General features: G+C 42.8%; 19 protein-coding genes. 14 read left to right on the top strand and 5 right to left on the bottom strand.

Annotated elements, in window-relative coordinates; all coding sequences use genetic code 11:
* Positions 1 to 173: 173 nt before the first annotated feature.
* The 11 genes from CRENPOLYSF2_RS05930 to CRENPOLYSF2_RS05880 all read left to right on the top strand — a co-directional run bounded on the left by CRENPOLYSF2_RS05930 (position 174) and on the right by CRENPOLYSF2_RS05880 (position 11,053).
* Positions 174 to 1,385 carry a restriction endonuclease subunit S gene (locus tag CRENPOLYSF2_RS05930; protein WP_245807918.1) on the top strand — a complete coding sequence of 404 codons (1,212 nt, stop codon included), beginning with the start codon at positions 174 to 176 and terminating at the stop codon, positions 1,383 to 1,385.
* Positions 1,386 to 1,805: 420 nt separating this feature from the next.
* A complete protein-coding gene (hisD, locus tag CRENPOLYSF2_RS05925; RefSeq protein ID WP_087143032.1) occupies positions 1,806 to 3,110 on the top strand; it encodes a histidinol dehydrogenase in 1,305 nt (434 codons plus the stop codon).
* Between the two features lie 73 nt (positions 3,111 to 3,183).
* On the top strand, positions 3,184 to 3,894 hold the full coding sequence (locus CRENPOLYSF2_RS05920) for a hypothetical protein (RefSeq protein WP_087143027.1): 711 nt from the start codon (positions 3,184 to 3,186) through the stop codon (positions 3,892 to 3,894).
* 49 nt (positions 3,895 to 3,943) lie between these two features.
* Complete coding sequence (gene hisC, locus CRENPOLYSF2_RS05915) at positions 3,944 to 5,029, top strand: histidinol-phosphate transaminase (protein WP_087143026.1); 1,086 nt, start codon at positions 3,944 to 3,946, stop codon at positions 5,027 to 5,029.
* 56 nt (positions 5,030 to 5,085) lie between these two features.
* Positions 5,086 to 5,637, top strand: a complete 552-nt coding sequence (locus CRENPOLYSF2_RS05910) for a methane monooxygenase/ammonia monooxygenase subunit C (protein ID WP_087143025.1) — start codon at positions 5,086 to 5,088, stop codon at positions 5,635 to 5,637.
* Between the two features lie 357 nt (positions 5,638 to 5,994).
* Positions 5,995 to 6,594, top strand: a complete 600-nt coding sequence (gene petA, locus CRENPOLYSF2_RS05905; protein WP_087143024.1) for a ubiquinol-cytochrome c reductase iron-sulfur subunit — start codon at positions 5,995 to 5,997, stop codon at positions 6,592 to 6,594.
* Entirely contained in the window at positions 6,591 to 7,991 is a 1,401-nt protein-coding gene (locus CRENPOLYSF2_RS05900) for a cytochrome b (protein ID WP_087143023.1), read from the top strand. Before petA ends, CRENPOLYSF2_RS05900 begins: the two co-directional genes overlap by 4 nt.
* Position 7,992: 1 nt before the next feature.
* Positions 7,993 to 8,715 carry a cytochrome c1 gene (locus CRENPOLYSF2_RS05895; RefSeq protein ID WP_087143022.1) on the top strand — a complete coding sequence of 241 codons (723 nt, stop codon included), beginning with the start codon at positions 7,993 to 7,995 and terminating at the stop codon, positions 8,713 to 8,715.
* 559 nt (positions 8,716 to 9,274) lie between these two features.
* Positions 9,275 to 9,880 carry a glutathione S-transferase N-terminal domain-containing protein gene (locus CRENPOLYSF2_RS05890; protein WP_217884074.1) on the top strand — a complete coding sequence of 202 codons (606 nt, stop codon included), beginning with the start codon at positions 9,275 to 9,277 and terminating at the stop codon, positions 9,878 to 9,880.
* A gap of 7 nt (positions 9,881 to 9,887) precedes the next feature.
* Entirely contained in the window at positions 9,888 to 10,271 is a 384-nt protein-coding gene (locus CRENPOLYSF2_RS05885; RefSeq protein ID WP_087143020.1) for a ClpXP protease specificity-enhancing factor, read from the top strand.
* A gap of 296 nt (positions 10,272 to 10,567) precedes the next feature.
* Positions 10,568 to 11,053, top strand: coding sequence for a hypothetical protein (locus CRENPOLYSF2_RS05880; protein WP_087143019.1), 486 nt, complete (start codon positions 10,568 to 10,570; stop codon positions 11,051 to 11,053).
* 73 nt (positions 11,054 to 11,126) lie between these two features.
* Here the strand turns inward: CRENPOLYSF2_RS05880 and icd are convergent, their stop codons facing one another.
* The 3 genes from icd to hemB form a co-directional block, all read right to left on the bottom strand.
* The gene (gene icd / locus CRENPOLYSF2_RS05875) at positions 11,127 to 12,437 is read right to left on the bottom strand and encodes an NADP-dependent isocitrate dehydrogenase (RefSeq protein ID WP_087143018.1); all 1,311 of its coding nucleotides are present in this window, start codon (positions 12,435 to 12,437) and stop codon (positions 11,127 to 11,129) included.
* Between the two features lie 251 nt (positions 12,438 to 12,688).
* Positions 12,689 to 13,522, bottom strand: a complete 834-nt coding sequence (gene aroE / locus CRENPOLYSF2_RS05870; protein ID WP_087143017.1) for a shikimate dehydrogenase — start codon at positions 13,520 to 13,522, stop codon at positions 12,689 to 12,691.
* The gene (hemB, locus tag CRENPOLYSF2_RS05865) at positions 13,519 to 14,538 is read right to left on the bottom strand and encodes a porphobilinogen synthase (RefSeq protein ID WP_473206031.1); all 1,020 of its coding nucleotides are present in this window, start codon (positions 14,536 to 14,538) and stop codon (positions 13,519 to 13,521) included. Before hemB ends, aroE begins: the two co-directional genes overlap by 4 nt.
* Before the next feature lie 115 nt (positions 14,539 to 14,653).
* Here hemB and CRENPOLYSF2_RS05860 point away from each other — a divergent pair, with 115 nt between their 5' ends.
* Both CRENPOLYSF2_RS05860 and cmoB read left to right on the top strand, forming a co-directional pair.
* The gene (locus tag CRENPOLYSF2_RS05860) at positions 14,654 to 15,283 is read left to right on the top strand and encodes an MlaC/ttg2D family ABC transporter substrate-binding protein (RefSeq protein WP_087143030.1); all 630 of its coding nucleotides are present in this window, start codon (positions 14,654 to 14,656) and stop codon (positions 15,281 to 15,283) included.
* An 83-nt stretch (positions 15,284 to 15,366) separates the two neighbouring features.
* The gene (gene cmoB, locus CRENPOLYSF2_RS05855) at positions 15,367 to 16,323 is read left to right on the top strand and encodes a tRNA 5-methoxyuridine(34)/uridine 5-oxyacetic acid(34) synthase CmoB (protein WP_087143016.1); all 957 of its coding nucleotides are present in this window, start codon (positions 15,367 to 15,369) and stop codon (positions 16,321 to 16,323) included.
* A gap of 182 nt (positions 16,324 to 16,505) precedes the next feature.
* On the opposite strand, the gene msrA is transcribed toward cmoB, so the two are convergent.
* Both msrA and CRENPOLYSF2_RS05845 read right to left on the bottom strand, forming a co-directional pair.
* A complete protein-coding gene (msrA, locus tag CRENPOLYSF2_RS05850) occupies positions 16,506 to 17,021 on the bottom strand; it encodes a peptide-methionine (S)-S-oxide reductase MsrA (RefSeq protein WP_272867694.1) in 516 nt (171 codons plus the stop codon).
* A 328-nt stretch (positions 17,022 to 17,349) separates the two neighbouring features.
* Complete coding sequence (locus tag CRENPOLYSF2_RS05845; protein WP_087143014.1) at positions 17,350 to 17,637, bottom strand: GIY-YIG nuclease family protein; 288 nt, start codon at positions 17,635 to 17,637, stop codon at positions 17,350 to 17,352.
* Positions 17,638 to 17,771: 134 nt separating this feature from the next.
* Here CRENPOLYSF2_RS05845 and CRENPOLYSF2_RS05840 point away from each other — a divergent pair, with 134 nt between their 5' ends.
* Complete coding sequence (locus tag CRENPOLYSF2_RS05840) at positions 17,772 to 18,239, top strand: hypothetical protein (protein ID WP_087143013.1); 468 nt, start codon at positions 17,772 to 17,774, stop codon at positions 18,237 to 18,239.
* Positions 18,240 to 18,326 lie beyond the last annotated feature (87 nt).

Here is an 18,326-nt window from a genome sequence, read left to right as displayed (position 1 = left end):
CGTTTACAAAAACGAAAATTATATGACATTTCATTGGCTTATTTTTTTGTCATGTACAGAGCTCTCGTTTAATTAAAAAAGTTCGTTTTGTTGAAAAAAAATTTAAAAGTTCAAAAAATAGATTTTTTGCTGGTGATGTTATTTATGGAAAATTAAGACCGTATTTGGATAAAGTGCTTGTTGCCGATGAAGCTGGAGTTTGTACAACTGAAATGATACCGATTCGAGGATATTCTTCAATCGTCCCTGAGTTTTTAAGACTTACACTGAAATCATCCTATTTTATAAATTATGCTGATAACTCAACGCATGGAATGAGTTTGCCAAGACTGGGAACTGAAAAAGCACAATTAGCACTGATTCCAATACTTTCAGAGCCAGAACAACACCGCATAGTCGCCAAAGTGGATGAATTAATGCAGCTTTGCGACCGATTAGAACAAAAGCAAAGCGGTAGCCAAGAAACACACCGCCAGTTAGTGAGCTGTTTATTAACCACACTGACCGAAGCCACCGATGCACAAGTGTTTCAAGCGGCGTGGTCACGGATTGCGGCAAATTTTGATTGTCTTTTCACCACACAAAACAGTATCGAGCAGCTAAAACAAACCATTCTGCAATTAGCCGTCATGGGTAAATTAGTCCCACAAAACCCCAACGACGAACCCGCCAGCGAATTATTAAACAAAATCGCCACCGAGAAAGCACGGCTGATTGTTGAAGGCAAAATCAAAAAACAAAACCTATCACCAAAAATCAACGAGCAGGAAAAGCCGTTTACACTGCCAAAAAGCTGGGAATGGATAAGGCTAGGAAATGTAGCTCCTGAATTTCAAAATGGAATATCTAGCCGTGGGGACTCTAAAGGTGAAGAAATTACAGTTATAAGACTTGCAGACATCAAGGAATATAGAGTTTCGTTAAGTAATACTAGAGAACTGGTAATCAATGAAAAATCTATATCAAACTATAAACTTGATAAAGATGATAATTTAATTATCCGAGTTAATGGAAGTAGTGACATTGTTGGAAGATTTATTGCAATTGAAGAACCTATTAATGCTATTTACTGCGACCATTTTATTCGTATGAGATTTCCAATGAATTCTTTTACATCTTCGTTTATAAAGTTATTAGGCTCATCTAAATTAGTTCGAGATAATATCCAAAAATTATTTATAACAACTGCTGGGCAAAAAACAATAAATCAAGGTCATGTTAATTCCCTTATAATTCCACTCCCCCCACTCGCCGAACAACACCGCATAGTCGCCAAAGTCGATGAACTCATAACCCTGTGCGAACAACTAAAAACCAAACTCGCCACCGCGCAAACCCTGCAACAACAACTTGCCGAAACCCTGGTACAACAAGCAGTGGCTTAACCACAAAACATATTAATCAACTACAAGACAATGAAAACAACTGTAAAAGAACTCAGAACAGTATTAGAAAACGCTTTACTCAATGACGGCAAAATGGAATATCGCTTATTTGAATATGAATTTGAAGAACTATTGGACGAATTTAAAGAATCCGTCATCCAAGATANNGAACGTGCATGAAATAACTTGAACAACTTAAACGCCACCACCGTTCGTGCTGAGCCTGTCGAAGCATGAACTTGCTCAAGTTATTTCGTGCGCGTTCCTTAGGCAGTTTCATGGTGAACCCTATCAAACTACGAATGGCATGGCGACTTAAATTAGTAATTGAAATTTAACAAAACTTAAATTTAAGTGTGCTAGTATCAAAAGTTATTTTGCAACCTAAAAACAGCCTAACAAACGATGAGCTTAAGCGTTATGACAACCTTGAATATCACCCAATTGAATGCTTCCGCAGCCGATTTCCAACAACACTTAAAATTGCTGTTAGCCTTTGATGAAAAAGACGATCTGGACATTCAACACCGTGTTTTGGATATTATTGCCGATGTGCGAAAACGTGGCGACCAAGCAGTAATGGATTACACCAATCGTTTTGATAAGCGCAATGTCAGTTTGGCCAGCAACTTAGAACTCCCGAAGGCTGATTTATTGGCCGCTTGGCAAACCTTGCCGACTGATCAAGCGCACGCTTTGCAAATTGCCGCTGATCGAATCCGTGCCTATGCCGAACACCAAAAACTGCAACCGTGGCAGTTTACCGAAGCCGATGGCACGGTGCTTGGCCAGAAAATCACCCCGTTGGAACGCGTTGGCCTGTATGTCCCTGGTGGTAAGGCCGCGTACCCCTCTTCTGTGTTGATGAACGCCATTCCTGCCAAAGTGGCCGGTGTTGATGAATTAATCATGGTGGTGCCAACGCCCAATGGCGAAACTAATGCGATGGTATTGGCGGCGGCACATTTGGCCGGTGTGGATCGTGTGTTTAGCATTGGCGGCGCACAGGCTGTAGCCGCTTTAGCCTATGGCACTGAAACTATTCCAGCGGTCGCCAAAATAGTGGGGCCTGGCAATATTTATGTGGCAACTGCCAAAAAAATGGTATTTGGCCAAGTTGGTATTGACATGATCGCAGGCCCCTCAGAAATATTGATTATCTGTGACGGCAAAACCAATCCGGACTGGATTGCGATGGATTTGTTCTCACAGGCAGAGCATGACGAAAACGCGCAAGCGATTTTAATCAGTGATGATGCGGATTATTTGCTGGCGGTTGAGCAAAGCATTAACAAACTGCTGCCTACAATGGAGCGTGCTGACATTATCAAAGCGTCGTTATCAACACGGGGTGCATTCATTAAAGTGGCCAATTTACTGGAAGCTGCTGCCGTTGCCAACAGCATTGCGCCCGAACATTTGGAGCTGTCAGTAGAAAACCCTGAAGCACTGAGCCAGCATATACGCCACGCCGGTGCCATCTTTATGGGGCGCTACACCGCAGAAGCCTTGGGCGATTATTGTGCAGGGCCAAACCATGTGTTGCCAACGTCCAGCACGGCGCGGTATTCATCGCCTTTGGGGGTGTATGATTTTCAAAAACGTACCAGTTTAATCAATTGTTCAGCGGCAGGCGCGGACAGTTTGGGCAAGATTGCATCTGTGTTAGCGCGGGGCGAAAGCTTGACGGCGCATGCGCGTTCTGCGGAATATCGGATTAAATAACACAGTTGTTCAATAATACGCCCTATGCTGAAGCGAGCACTATAGAGGCATATTTTTTAGCAGGGTCGGTACTATGAAGCATTATCAAAAATTCACCCCATTTTCAAAACTATCCCGCCATAAACAACGGGATTTGTATGTGCGTTTGCGAGGAAAAATCAAACGCACAGCGTCTGACTACGGGCAAAATTTCACAAGTATGCTGTTACTAAACGAAGCCGATAGACCAGCGTTTTTTAATCAATGGTTCGATTTTTACTTTCTTGGATTGGATGGGGCAACGATTTGGAATGCCGCCATCTGCACGGCAAATCAGGCTTACTGGGAGGCTATCCGAGATTTGGCTTATGATGAGTCGTACCGGCTTTGCCCAAGTAACCCTGATGAAGATGACATTGATTCCCTATTTATTCCCGTGTACGACCCGGTAACGGGCAAAAAGCTTCACTATGTCATGAGAGAACCCGAAGTACACCAAGCATTGAATAAGCTTACTCGCTCTCAGTTTGCACAAGAATACAGCTCAAAACTCATTCATGAAGATACGGGTCATACTGCGCCTATTTTTGAATCATTTCAAACCGACAAAACCTATCGGTATGGAATTGGCCTGAATGCCGTTGTGGATGTTCCAGAAATCAATGTGGACACTATTGAAGCCATGATTACAAAATTTCGTTCTGCGGGTGAAAAAAACTGGGAAAGCGCCATTCCCGTTGATCGCTCTCGGCTTCCTGGCGATACTTTTGAAGTGCTTGCCCAAGCTTATCGCGTAAAAACATAGATCACAGCGCCCAACTCTAACCTTTCAAAAAAACCACCTAGCCCTTAACATGCCCCAAGATACCTTAATCAGCACACTGTTCCGTCAAGAAGTTTTGGCGATGTCGAGTTACCACGTCGCCGATGCGACAGGTTTAATCAAACTGGATGCTATGGAAAATCCTTACAGCTGGCCTGAAGACCTTAAGCAACAATGGCTGGAGGCATTAAGAGACTGTGCGTTAAACCGCTACCCTGACCCTGAAGCCAAACAGCTCAAGCACACCATCCGCAGCACCAATGCCATCGCCGATGAGTGGGAAATTATGCTTGGCAATGGTTCTGATGAAATCATCCAGCTCCTGCTAATGGCTTTGCCGACAGGCGCTAGCGTACTAAGCCCCGCACCAGGCTTTGTGATGTACAAACAGCTCAGTGATTGTTTGGGGCTTAAATACATTGGCGTTCCGTTGCGGGCCGATAATTTCGACCTGGATTTACCCGCCATGCTGGCGGCAATAGCACAACACCAGCCCTCGGTGATATTCATTGCTTACCCCAACAACCCCACCGGCAATTTGTTCAGCGAAACGGCTATTAAAGACATCATCAGCGCTGCCAAAGGTTTGGTGATTATCGACGAAGCCTATACGCCATTTGCCGATGTCAGTTTTATCGGCCAGTTAGGGCAATATGCTAATGTTATGGTGATGCGTACCGTGTCTAAATTGGGCTTGGCAGGCTTGCGTTTGGGCTATTTGGTGGGTAGCCCCGCGCTTATTGAACAGCTCAACAAGATTCGTTTACCGTATAACATCAATATTCTTACCCAAGTCAGTGCAGAATTTGCACTCAGCAACAGCGCGGTATTTGAGCAGCAAACCCAAGCTATTTGTGCAGATCGGACGATGATGATGACACAGCTTAATGCACTGGAAGGTATCATTGCTTATCCTAGCAACGCCAATTTTATTTTATTTAGAGTACCCAAAGATCGAGCTAATGACATTTTTGCCTCGGTTAAACAGCAAGGCGTGTTAATTAAAAATATGACTCCGCAAGGCGGGTTGTTGGTGGATTGTTTGCGGGTGACTGTGGGTAAGCCTGAAGAGAATGCACGGTTTTTAGCGGCGTTGAAAAACAGCCTGGATAAATAGACGCTTATAAAAACTACAGCCTCAGATTTTCCCACTCTACAAATCAAGACTATTCGATGATGAATACCCTATTAATCATAGAGCTTATTTTGGGTGTAGCTGTATCTTTAATATTTTGGCTATGGCTTTGGAAAACGAGAGATCGCACTATGGCCACCTTATCGCTACAGCAAGAATGGCGACGTTCTTGGCGGCATTTAGCAGGATTATGTGCTTATGCACTACAGATAATTTGGACTGTCTTGTTTGTTGTCAATTATTATGGGGAAGACGGTACATGGCATCAAATCATCGTAGAAGAAAAAACCAGTTTTTCTGCTTTCATGTCAGATATCTCCCCATTTTTCGCTGTTATGGCTTATCTGATTACTGGCGTTGCCGTATTTCTCTACGCAAAAACGCGATTACCGTATTTTGCTAAAATATTTAATTTACCTTATTTTGTGACGGTATTGGGCACGTACCTGACCCCTTTTTTAGCACAACTGACTCCACCAAAATGGCTGTATATCTTTTGGTTTATGGCTATTGCCAGCGTAGTATGGCAGATTATAGCCAGCTTTATCAGCTTGAATCGGCGAAGCAAAACAAACAAGTTCGATGTGTAATGTTTGCCCGTCTAGGCCTCTAAACTTAATCCTATTGAAATGTCTGTAGAGTGGACAATCATTTTTTAACGTATAGCTTGATAATCACGCCGTTAGCTTGCCACGTAGCATAACAATGATAAATTACCGATTTTTTTATTAGCTAGCTCAACCAGTCAAGACAGCATAATTTATATTAAGTTCATACACTTAAATATTTATTAACCCATAAATAGCCTCAGCACGCATAAAAACAGCCTATAGCAGCTAAATTAATCCTACCTAGCACTTCAAATTCACGTCATTCTAGTGGTATATTGGCTTGCTATAATAAAAATAAGCTGTCAAAGACACGATTCTAACCAGGAGAGTTCTATAATGATTAATGAAGGCGTCGATAAGTCTAAGCGCCAATTTTTAACCTCGGCATTGACCGTGGTTGGCGCGATTGGTACGGGTTATTTGGCCGTTCCTTTTTTGGCTCAAATGCAACCCAGTGTTAAAGCGATGGCAGCGGGCGCACCCGTTGAAGTTGACCTGAGCAAGATGGAACCCGGTCAATTATTGAGAGTTGCCTGGCGTGGTAAACCAGTTTGGATTCTCAACAGAACCCCTAAAGTATTAGACGACTTGAAAAGTCTGGACGATCAATTAAGCGATCCCTTATCACAAGCGTCTTTACAACCGACATCCAGTAAAAATCATTTCCGCTCTATTAAGCCGGAGCTGTTTGTCGCCTTGGGCTTATGTACGCACTTAGGTTGCTCACCTACCTTTAGACCCGAGATTGCCCCGTCAGATTTAGGCGCACAATGGAAAGGTGGCTTTTTCTGTCCTTGTCATGGCTCCAAGTTTGATTTAGCCGGACGTGTTTACAGCGGCGTACCTGCCCCTACTAACTTAGAAGTGCCGCCTTATCGCTACTTATCTGACACGCGGTTAATTATTGGTGAAGCCCCTGAGGAGAAAGCAGCATGAAAATAAATCGCTTTGCTGGCGTGGGTAACTGGATCTTAGATCGATTCCCACTGGCACATTTGTGGAACAGCCACATGGCGCAATATTATGCGCCGAAAAACTTTCATTTTTGGTACTTCTTTGGTTCATTAGCCATGTTGGTATTGGTCAACCAGTTTGCCACCGGCATTATGTTGACCATTAATTACAAGCCCGATGCAACCCTGGCGTTTGATTCCGTTGAATACATCATGCGCGATGTGAACTGGGGGTGGTTGATACGCTATATGCACTCAACCGGTGCGTCCGCGTTTTTCATCGTAGTGTATTTGCACATGTTCAGAGGCTTGCTGTTTGGTTCATTCAAACACCCACGCGAGTTGATCTGGATTTTTGGTATGTTACTGTTTGTCGCTTTAATGGCCGAAGCCTTTATGGGCTACTTGTTGCCTTGGGGACAAATGTCCTACTGGGGCGCACAGGTGATTATTTCCCTGTTCAGTGCTATCCCTATTATTGGTGATGATTTATCCTTGTGGATCAGAGGCGATTACGTTATCTCCGATGCCACGCTAAACCGTTTCTTTGCTTTCCATGTGATTGCTGTGCCATTAGCGTTGGTATTGCTGGTGTTTTTACACATTGTTGCGCTGCATGAAGTGGGCTCTAACAATCCAGACGGTATCGAAATTAAATACACCAAAGATGCTAACGGCATTCCACTCGACGGCATTCCGTTTCACCCGTATTACACAGTGAAAGATTTAGTCGGTGTCGGCGTATTTTTAATCTTTTTTGCCGCGATTATTTTTTACTGGCCAGAAATGGGGGGCTACTTTTTGGAACACGCCAACTTTATTCCGGCTGATCCAATGAAAACCCCGGAGCATATTGCCCCAGTGTGGTATTTCACCCCGTTTTATGCCATTTTAAGAGCTATCCCTGACAAATTCGCTGGCGTTATTGGCATGTTTGGTTCTATTGTCGTATTGTTTTTATTACCTTGGCTAGACCGTAGTCCGGTTAAGTCTATACGTTACCGTGGCGGTATTTATAAAAAAGCCTTGGCGATTTTTGTAATCAGCTTTGTGGTGTTAGGTTATTTAGGTACACAGCCTGCTACGCATGGCGCAACCATCGTGGCGCGTATTTTCACTACTTTGTATTTTTGCTTCTTCTTATTGATGCCGATTTACACACGCTGGGAAAAAACCAAACCGGTACCGGATCGTTTAACAAAAACCACATCACTGGATGATCGCATGCTGGCTTTTGCGGCAACCTTTGATCAAGTAACCGTTAAACAACCCATAACAACCAAGAGTGGCAAAGTTATTAATATGAGAAAACCCGATGCTAAAGGGATTCTTATTGTCATTATTCGCTTAACAAAAAGACTAAAAGAGAGCTTTGATTGATATGAAAAGGTTAATAACTCTATTTTTAATGGCAACACTGTCTTTTTGTAGCTACGCCTCAGAGGATATGGCGCTGCAAGAAGCCGATATTGATTTGAGTGATTCAGAATCATTACAGCGCGGTGCTAAGCATTATGTGGATAATTGCTTGGGTTGCCATTCGCTTAAACACATTCGTTATCAACGAATGGCGTTAGATTTTGAAATCGACGACAAAAAAGTATTAAAAGACATCGCTATCGAAGGTGCGACTATTTACGATCAGTTGCATTCTGCAATGAATAGCCATGACGCGGAAAAATGGTTTGGCGTACAACCGCCTGATTTATCGTTGATTGGCCGTTCGCGCGGTGCTGATTGGCTATACAGCTATCTGAAAGGTTTTTACGTTGATAAAACCAAGCCTTTAGGCACCAATAACACGGTGTTTAAAGACGTGGGTATGCCCAATGTGTTTTGGCAGCTACAAGGCCAACAAAAGCCGGTGTTTCATTTAGTGGATGGACAGCAACAAATCGAAAAATTAGTCATTGCTGAGCCAGGTAAATTATCGGAACAAGAATTTGATCTAATGGTTAATGACTTGGTTAATTTCTTGGTGTACGTGGGCGAACCCGTGCAAATGGAAAGGCATCGTTTGGGTAAATACGTTTTATTTTTCTTACTCATATTTTCAGTAATTGCGTATAAACTAAAGAAAGAGTATTGGAAAGATATAGACTAGTACTTAGTCATTTTTACTTTGTCGAGTACTATAAAATACTCCGTTCGTCCTGAGCTTGTCGAAGGACTTGTGGTTCATGGTTCGACAAGCTCACCACGAACGGTTTTTTAAAATTCACACTCGCCAAAATAAAGTTGACTGAGTACTAGTACTCGGTCAATCTTGATATGTCGGTATGTTTTTAGCCAGCGTGAAACCTACGAAGTTTTTGCAACACTCGACAGAACAAACGTGACTGACTTACTCGTGGATAAATTATAGGGTGGATTCGCCGCTAGGCAATCCACCACAATACGTCTCCTTAACATTGGCATGGGTGTGCGTTAATTGGCGGTTTACTGACGCGAAACTAGCCTATGAGCTAAAGAAAAAGTATTGAAAAGATATAGACTGAGTGTGAATTGAAAAAACAAGGACGCTTTCTTGCACAGCGACTGTTACCAATTCTGGGTGTTGCGCCGTAAAAAGCTGACCTTTTATGCTATAATCGTCATTTTTACTGCCTACATGTCTAAAGAGGTTGTTATTTGTGGCAAATATTATTACCCGTAAATCTGTGATGACACTTTTTTCCTCGCCTACCTGTGCGATGAGTCACGCGGCTCGCTTCGTTTTACATGAAAAAGCGATTGTTTCAGATATAGAATATTATGACCCAAATGAACCACCGGCAGACTTGCTTGAATTGAATCCAACAGGGGCATCTCCGACTTTAATTGAACGGGACTTGGTGCTTTATGATTCGCGTATCATTATGGAATACCTTGATGAACGTTTTCCGCATCCGCCATTGCATCAAATGGATCCAGTGTCTCGCGCTACTGCACGTATGTTAATAAAACGCATCGATCAGGACTGGTATCAATTGCTGGATGAAATCATTTCTTCTGGTGAAAAAAAATCCGCTAAAGCTAAAAAAATGTTACGAGAAAGCATACTTTCGTCAGCGCCCATTTTTGCTGCTAAGCCTTTTTTTATGAGTGATGAATTCTCTTTAATAGACTGTGCAATTGCACCCTTATTATGGCGCTTACCCAGTATTGGCATTGATATCTCTACGCCGAATGAAGTGATTAATAACTATGCACAACGTATTTTCAGCAGACCTGCTTTTAAACGCAGCTTAAGTGAAGCTGAAAAAGAAATGAGCCCCACTTCGAAGTGAGTCTGATATGACACCTTTAAAGCCCTATTTAATCCGCTCTATTTACGAATGGATTATTGATAACGACTGCACACCACATCTTTTGGTGGATGCAACCCATAAGAAAGCCATCTTACCGATGCAGTTTATTGACGATGGCAAAATTGTTTTAAATATTAAACCGGCTGCGGTAGATGCGCTTTCTTTGGGCAACGAAGAAATTGAATTTAACGCCAGATTCAGTGGTAAGTCTATGTATATTCTTGCCCCGATGAAAGCAATTTTAGCTATTTATGCAAAAGAAAGTGGTAAAGGCATGGTCTTTGATGCCGAGGGGGTTGATGACAATGATTCTGATGATTTGCCACCCGATACGCCACCAACCAGACCTGCTTTGCGCGTGGTTAAATAAAACCACACCGGTTTAATAATTATTAACGATATCATCTACAGCACAATTCAAAAAATAATCAGCTGAATTATTTTCAATATTTGTATGCAGTCAATTAAATTTGATAGCATCTTTGCATACTAACTTGGTATGACGTTGTTATTCGTTCTAAATATGTTGCAGATTTGATACGACACCCAATTATTTGAGTGACTTTAAAATGCTCACCGACAAATAATTAAGCTCGCTTAATAATGCAACACTTTATCGTTGATTTTTATTTTATCGTTAATCTAACAATATCTTGAAGGCTCATCATGAAAAAATTATATTTGCAAAATACTGCACTCCCAGCCATTTTATTAAGCACATTAATCAGTACTCTTAGTTATACTGGCACTGCCCTAGCGCAAAAAACCACCGGCGTATTAGGTAAAAAAGCAACCGCCGTAGATGTATACAAATCGACATGTTCGAAAAAAATCACGGCAGGCTCAGCACCAACCACTGCATTTGTTGCACGTATACGAGGCATTAAAGGTGCTTTAGTGAGTATGCAAATTAAAAAAGCAGCCAATACCGCCAAAACAACAGACACCAAAAATGGCGATGCTATCTTTGGACCTTATGCGAGCATTAAAGGCGGTGAGGGTGTTTATACAATTACGGTGGATAAGCGTGGCATAGGCATAACCAGCTATGAAATTCAAACCTTTTGTAATACCACAGTAAAAAGTGCAACCGCAGAGACCGGCTTTAAACACAGTGACCAGCTGGGGCCTTTAATAACGCAAAACCAGTAGTTAAAAAAATCAGTTTTTCGCATACGACGATACTGAACAGAAAGCTCAGGTCGTCGTATCTGGTTTTGTATTATTAGGCTGGGTTCTGCAAACACTCAATAATTTTGTCTGCAAATTGGCTGCATGAGACCTCTGTTGCATTATCCGTCAATCGCGCAAAATCATAAGTAACCTGCTTACTGGCAATGGCAGCATCCATTGCATCAATCAACTTATCGGCTGCTTCTTGCCAACCTAAATAACGCAACAGCATTTCACCCGATAAAATCAACGAACCTGGATTGACTTTATCCAGATTGGCGTACTTGGGCGCTGTGCCATGAGTGGCCTCAAATATAGCCGTACCGGTTAGATAATTAATATTACCGCCTGGCGCAATACCAATGCCACCAACTTGTGCCGCCAGTGCATCTGATAAATAATCGCCATTTAAATTTAAAGTTGCAATCACATCAAAATCTTCAGGACGGGTTAATATTTGTTGCAACGTAATATCAGCAATAGCATCCTTTATTAATATTTTGCCACTGGTTAATGCGTCAGCTTGTTGCTTATTAGCCGCCGCTTCTCCTAATTGCGCCTTGGTTTTTTCCCATTGTTCCCAGGTGTAAGTTTGCTCAGGGTATTCACGCTCGGCAAGTGCGTAAGCCCACAACCTAAACGCACCTTCGGTAAATTTCATAATATTGCCCTTATGGACAATAGTGACGCTTTTACGTTTATGAGTAATAGCGTAATCAATAGCCGCGCGTACCAAGCGCTCTGTGCCATCTTTGGAAACCGGCTTAATACCAATACCCGATGTTTCAGGAAAACGAATTTTGTCAAATTGAGCGGGGAAATTCTCTTTTAACAATGTTAAAAACAGCTTAACGTCCTCGCTGCCAGCGGCAAATTCGACACCGGCATAAATATCCTCGGTATTTTCCCGAAAAATAACCATATCAACAGCGCCAGGATTTTTAACCGGAGAAGGCACGCCTTTAAACCAACGCACAGGACGCAGACACACGTACATATCCAGTAATTGCCGTAAAGCCACATTTAACGAACGGATACCGCCACCAATGGGCGTTGTTAATGGACCTTTAATAGAAACTTTGTATTCCCTGCACAGGTCGATGGTTTCATCGGGTAGCCAGTTGCCAAATAGATTAAAGGCTTTTTCACCAGCATAGACTTCTAACCAATGAATTTTTCGTTGCCCCTTATAAGCACAGGCGATTGCCGCATCTAAAACGCGTACCGTGGCACGCCAAATATCAGGACCTGTGCCATCGCCTTCTATAAACGGAATAATAGGATTGTCTGGCACATTCAATTTACCATTGTGCAGAGTGATGACCCCCCCTTGCGGCGGGTTAGTAAACAAAGGATGCGACATGGTAACTCCCACGACAAAGTAAGGTTTTATAACATAACATTACTTGCCAAGAGGCGCAATCAACACTTTTCAACAGACCGATTTTAGATAAAATGAACCACGCTTTAAAACTTAGTGCCGGTATTTACGTAACACTTTCCGACGTTTTTTAGCACTCAATTTCAGATGAAATACCATTCCACAACGGGCAAAAAACAGCATAACAAGTATGATGAATTCAACTTTACACGACAACAAGTTTGACGCATAGCTTAATACCCGCGTTGTGCATTCATTAATGCAATAACGGCTGCCGTTGCGGGTCGCAACTTACGCCACAAATAAAACGCTTCCGCCGCCTGCTCTACCAGCATGCCTAAACCATCTAAACTTTTTTCCGCACCGTGTGCAAGCCCCCAGTACACAAAGGCTGTCGGTTGATTACTGTACGCCAAATCATAACAACAGCTATTTTTTGCCAGCACATTACCTGGCAACGGTGGCAATTGGCCGCTTAAGCTGGTTGAGGTTGCATTGATGATGACATCAAATTGCTCACCGCATAAATCGGTATAGCCACAGCTGTCCACTTCTCCGACAACACTAAAGATTTTGGCCAGTTCAACCGCCTTATCCACAGTGCGATTAGCAATCAGTAATTGCCGTGGTGCTTGGCTTAAGATTGGCTCAATAATGCCGCGACTCGCCCCACCCGCGCCCAAAATCAAAATTCGCCTATTTTGTAAACTAATGCCGTGATTGTTGATTAAATCGGTAATTAAACCCACGCCGTCGGTATTTTCGCCCAGCACCGAACCATCGTCTTGTAATGCTAACGTATTAACCGCACCACTTAACTGCGCCCGTCGGGTTTTATGCTGTGCGTACGCCCACGCCAATTCTTTTAACGGAATCGTGCAGTTAAGGCCTTTGCCGCCTTGGGCAAAAAAAATATCAGCGGCGACGGTAAACTGTTCAGCGGGTACTAACTGCGCGGTGTATTGCACTAATTGCTGGGTTTGTTCGGCAAATAATTGATGGATTTTGGGTGATTTGCTGTGGCTAATGGGGTCGCCGAAAACGGCGTATTGATCTGGTGCAGTCATTTTTGCAACCACTGCGCCACCGATTTAGCAAAATAGGTCAACACCGCATCACTGCCCGCACGTTTAAACGCCAGTAATGACTCCAACACCACTTGCCGCTCATCCAGCCAACCATTGATGGCAGCAGCTTTGAGCATGGCGTATTCGCCACTGACTTGATAAGCAAAGGTTGGTACACCAAACTCCTGCTTAACACGATAAATAATATCCAGATACGGCATACCGGGCTTCACCATCACCATATCGGCACCTTCTTGCAAATCCAAGGCAATTTCTCGCATGGCTTCATCAGAATTAGCCGGATCCATCTGGTAATTGTGTTTATTGCTCTTACCCAAATTACCGGCAGAGCCTACGGCATCGCGAAACGGCCCATAAAAACTGGAGGCGTATTTGGCCGAATACGCCAAAATGCGTGTGTTAATATGCTGATTAGCTTCCAAGGCGTGCCGGATTGCACCAATACGGCCATCCATCATATCGGAAGGCGCAACAATATCTGCACCGGCATTTGCATGCGACAAGGCTTGCTTAACCAACACGGCAATGGTTTCATCGTTAACCACATAGCCGTCCGCATTAATCAAACCGTCTTGGCCGTGTGTGGTAAACGGGTCTAGGGCAACATCGGTAATAATACCTAACTCAGGCAGTGCCTGCTTTAAAGCACGCACACTGCGCTGTACTAAACCGTCTGGATTATACGCTTCGGCGGCATCATCGGATTTTTTATCACGGCTAATCACAGGAAACAGAGCAATCGCCGGAATGCCTAGCGCAAATAAAAGCTGCGCTTCTTCTAATAGCAAATCCAAAGACAAGCGCTCAACGCCTGGCATGGAGGCAATTAATTCGCGCTGCCTTGAACCTTCCATGACAAATAACGGACAAATTAAATCGTCCACGGTAAGCTGATTTTCACGCATTAAACGCCGCGAAAAATCGTTATAGCGCATTCGCCGCATACGTGTTAAGGGAAATTTAATGTTATTATAAGACATCTTGTCTATACTCATGAGTGTGGAATACCCGCTTGGTTTACCCGTAGAAAAGGCGATTTTACTGGGTTTATTGTATCAGGGAATAAAGGTTACGCTATTTCAAAATTTGTCAGATTACTCAGAGGTTTTTATGAAGGTTAAACGTTTTACACGACTCGGCTTGCTGGTTATGTTGCTGGGGATTTTACCACTTGCACCCGTTAGCGCAGCAGAATTAGCTGCACCGCAAGTGGCGATAGAAAATGCATCAACAACATTGCAACAAAAGCTACAAGATAAGTCTTTCACCAAAGATTTTGCCAAAATAACCGAATTTGTCAATGAAACCATTTACCCACACACGGATTTTGATTTAATTTCTTCATTGGTACTGGGCAAGCTCTGGAAAAGTGCCACCTCAGATGAGCAAACACGCTTTAAACACGAGTTTCAAACGTTGTTGGTCAGAACCTATTCCAGAGCTTTTGTAGAGTTTAAAGACTGGACAGTACGCTTTTTACCATTAGAACTGGAAGCCGGCGCAACCAAAACCATTGTTAAAACCGAAGTGATTCAGCCTGGCATTCAACCTATCGGTGTTAATTACCGTATGGTGTTGAGCAATGGCGTATGGAAAGCTTACGACATTATGATTGAAGGTGTCAGCCTGGTCACTAACTACCGTACCACTTTCGCTAGCGAAGTACAGTCTAAAGGCTCTTTGAATGCGGTAATTGAAGGCTTGGTTAAACGTAATTCAGACGCATTGGCCAGTAAATAACAGGTAATCTACTCCTGTCCCACCTTATCATCCTACCAAAGGCGTTTGCTCTGTTACCTACATTAAAAGCACAATATTCGACAGTGTACGACACACTGTCGAAGATAAAAGCAGACGCTTGGCTGGCGGTGCTACCAGAACAACTCGAACAGGCATTTGATAACAGCAAACACGGCGATTTGGCCACTTGGTTCAATTGCATGGCCGCATTACCTACGCTTGTCAGCACACACACACAACTGGATAGTGCTGCAATCTGTATAGGCACAGCAGCCGAATTAAGTACGCTACAACACTTACAACTGCACAAAAATCTTAGCAACTTACACCCATGGCGCAAAGGCCCGTACACGGTATACGATATTCACATTGATACCGAATGGCGCTCGGATTGGAAATGGTTGCGGGTTAAAGATCATATTACACCGCTCAGCCAGCGCACGGTGTTGGATATAGGCTGCGGCAATGGGTATCACTGCTGGCGTATGTTGGGTGCTGGGGCAAAAGCGGTTATTGGTGTTGATCCAATGCTGCTGAACGTAATGCAATTTTTAGCGATTAAAAAATTGTATGGGGATGCCCCTGTTCATGTTTTACCACTGGGTATAGAACATATTCCTGCGGGTTTAAAAGCCTTTGATACGGTATTTTCCATGGGTGTGCTGTACCATCGGCGCTCACCTATTGATCACTTATTGGAATTGAAAGACACCTTGCAATCCGGTGGCGAACTGGTACTGGAAACCTTGGTAATAGACGGCAAACTGGGCGAGGTATTATTACCAGAAGACCGCTATGCCAAAATGCGTAACGTGTGGTTTTTGCCCAGTTGCGCAACACTGGAAAGCTGGCTAAAACGCTGCGGCTTTAAAAATATCCGCTTGGTGGATGTCACATCAACCACGGTTGAAGAACAGCGCAGTACCGAGTGGATGCGTTTTCATTCGCTGCAAGATTTTCTTGATCCGAACAATTTACAACTGACGTGCGAAGGTTTGCCTGCGCCTAAGCGGGCTATTTTTATTGCAACAGCGGTATAAAATACGCTGTGCCATACTACGTGAAACAACTATTCATTTAAGACAACACAAAAAACAATAGCGCTCAAGTAGATTAGACTACCAACTGTTTGGCAGTCCAATATGTACAGCCACCTAATCATATTGGGTTGAAAAAACATTCAACCCAACCTACATTTTGTCCAAGCTGTAAGTCGGCAACCCTAATCTTTATCCCACAATTGCTTAAGGCGACGATCACGCCCACAGGTAAATCGATAAAAGTGATAGGTTTTAGGGTTATTCAAATAATAGTCTTGATGATATTGCTCGGCAGGGAAAAACTTTTGCGCAGGCCGAATTGATGTCGCTACCTGTTGTTCAAATAATTTTCCAAAATAATTAGCTATCGAACGCTTTGACTGCTCAGCAAGTTGTTTTTGTGCCTCATCTTGATAAAAAATAACACTCTTGTATTGCTCACCTTGGTCACAAAATTGCCCATTATCATTAAGCGGGTCTATGTTATGCCAAAACACATCCAAAAGCTTTTCGTAACTGACTTTACTGGCATCATAGGTTACTTGCAGCGCTTCTAAATGGCCTGTTTTACCGTTAGAAACGTCTTTATACAAGGGATTTTCGGTACGCCCACCGGTGTAACCCGACACTGTATTAATAACGCCAGGTACAGCATCAAAAGGCGGCTCCATACACCAAAAGCAACCTCCTGCAAATATGGCGATTGCCGGCTGATAATCACTAGTACATCAAATCGTATAAAAACAGGATAATAAAAATCTTCAAATCATGAATGAAATGCTGATTGTGTACAGCATAAAGCTAAATTAAAATCCTGTTGACTTCCAATTTGGTGTACTAGTATTTTCAGCCATTGCCTCACTATTCAACAACATAGCACAGACCAATACAAAAATAGAGTAAATCTGCAACATTTTTCTTTTCATGTCCCTAACCTGCCCTCAATATAAATAATACATGCGCCAGCTGGCTATTATCTATTATTTTCAAGTTTTGGCTATCCACTTAATGGCAATGTACTCCAGCCTACAAAACCTGTTCAACCTTAAACGCGGACACTACTGTAAGCTTTCGTGATGCAATCAGCTGCAATTTTTGCAGCCGACTGAGCTTTTTAATAGCACACTCACGCTGACTGGCAGCGCTACGACTATGACACGTTTCAATATAAACCAGTTGTTTGGGTAATCTACCTCGAAAATACTTAGCACCACGCTGTGTAGTATGCTGTGTGTAGCGACGAACAATATCCGTAGTAATGCCAGTATACAAAGAATCATCACTGCACAAAATAATATAAACCGACCAATTCATAGCGCAAAACCCCAGTACAGTGTGCAATATAAACACAAGCTTACAGAAAAACCCATGTACAATAAGCTTGGGTTTTAGGTTTTAAAGTTATTCTCACCGCCCTTACTAATAATGACTCTCAGGTAACCACGACAATGCGACACTATATTTTAAAATTAAGTTTTTTAGTATTAACCGTGTGCTCAATCTCAGCTTATGCAGAAGTGCTAAGTAAAGAAGCGATACCCGAAAAAATAATGCAACACATCAACAAAAAACACCCTAAAGCAATCGACATAAGTGCTGAAACAACCAAACATTTTGGTCAAGATGTTACCGAAGTACATCTTAAGGAAAATGGCGTTAGTGCAATAGAAATATACCGATCTAATGGGAATTACCATGTCTCAGGCATTAATATAGCCGCCGACGACCTGATGTTTGCAACCAGCCGAGAAAACCTAAAAAAAGTATTTCCTGAATACGCTATTAAAGAAGCGTTTTTAATAGTAAACCCTAACGGCGTTGGCGAAGAGTTTGATGTTATTCTTGAGGCGGCTGGCAAGCAATGGGATGTGTCAATTGACAAAGCCGGTAATGTAGAAAAAAAAGAACTCAACTAAAAACCCATTAAACACCTGAGATACGGCTACCCATAAGTTCAATGATCGATAACTATCGCCCTATAAAAAATGCTGGCGTGTACCGTA

The sequence above is a fragment of the Crenothrix polyspora genome (assembly GCF_900163755.1).
GTDB lineage: Bacteria > Pseudomonadota > Gammaproteobacteria > Methylococcales > Methylomonadaceae > Crenothrix > Crenothrix polyspora.
The sequence above is the reverse complement of the archived record's forward strand: the minus strand, read 5'-3'. Positions and strand labels throughout refer to the sequence as shown.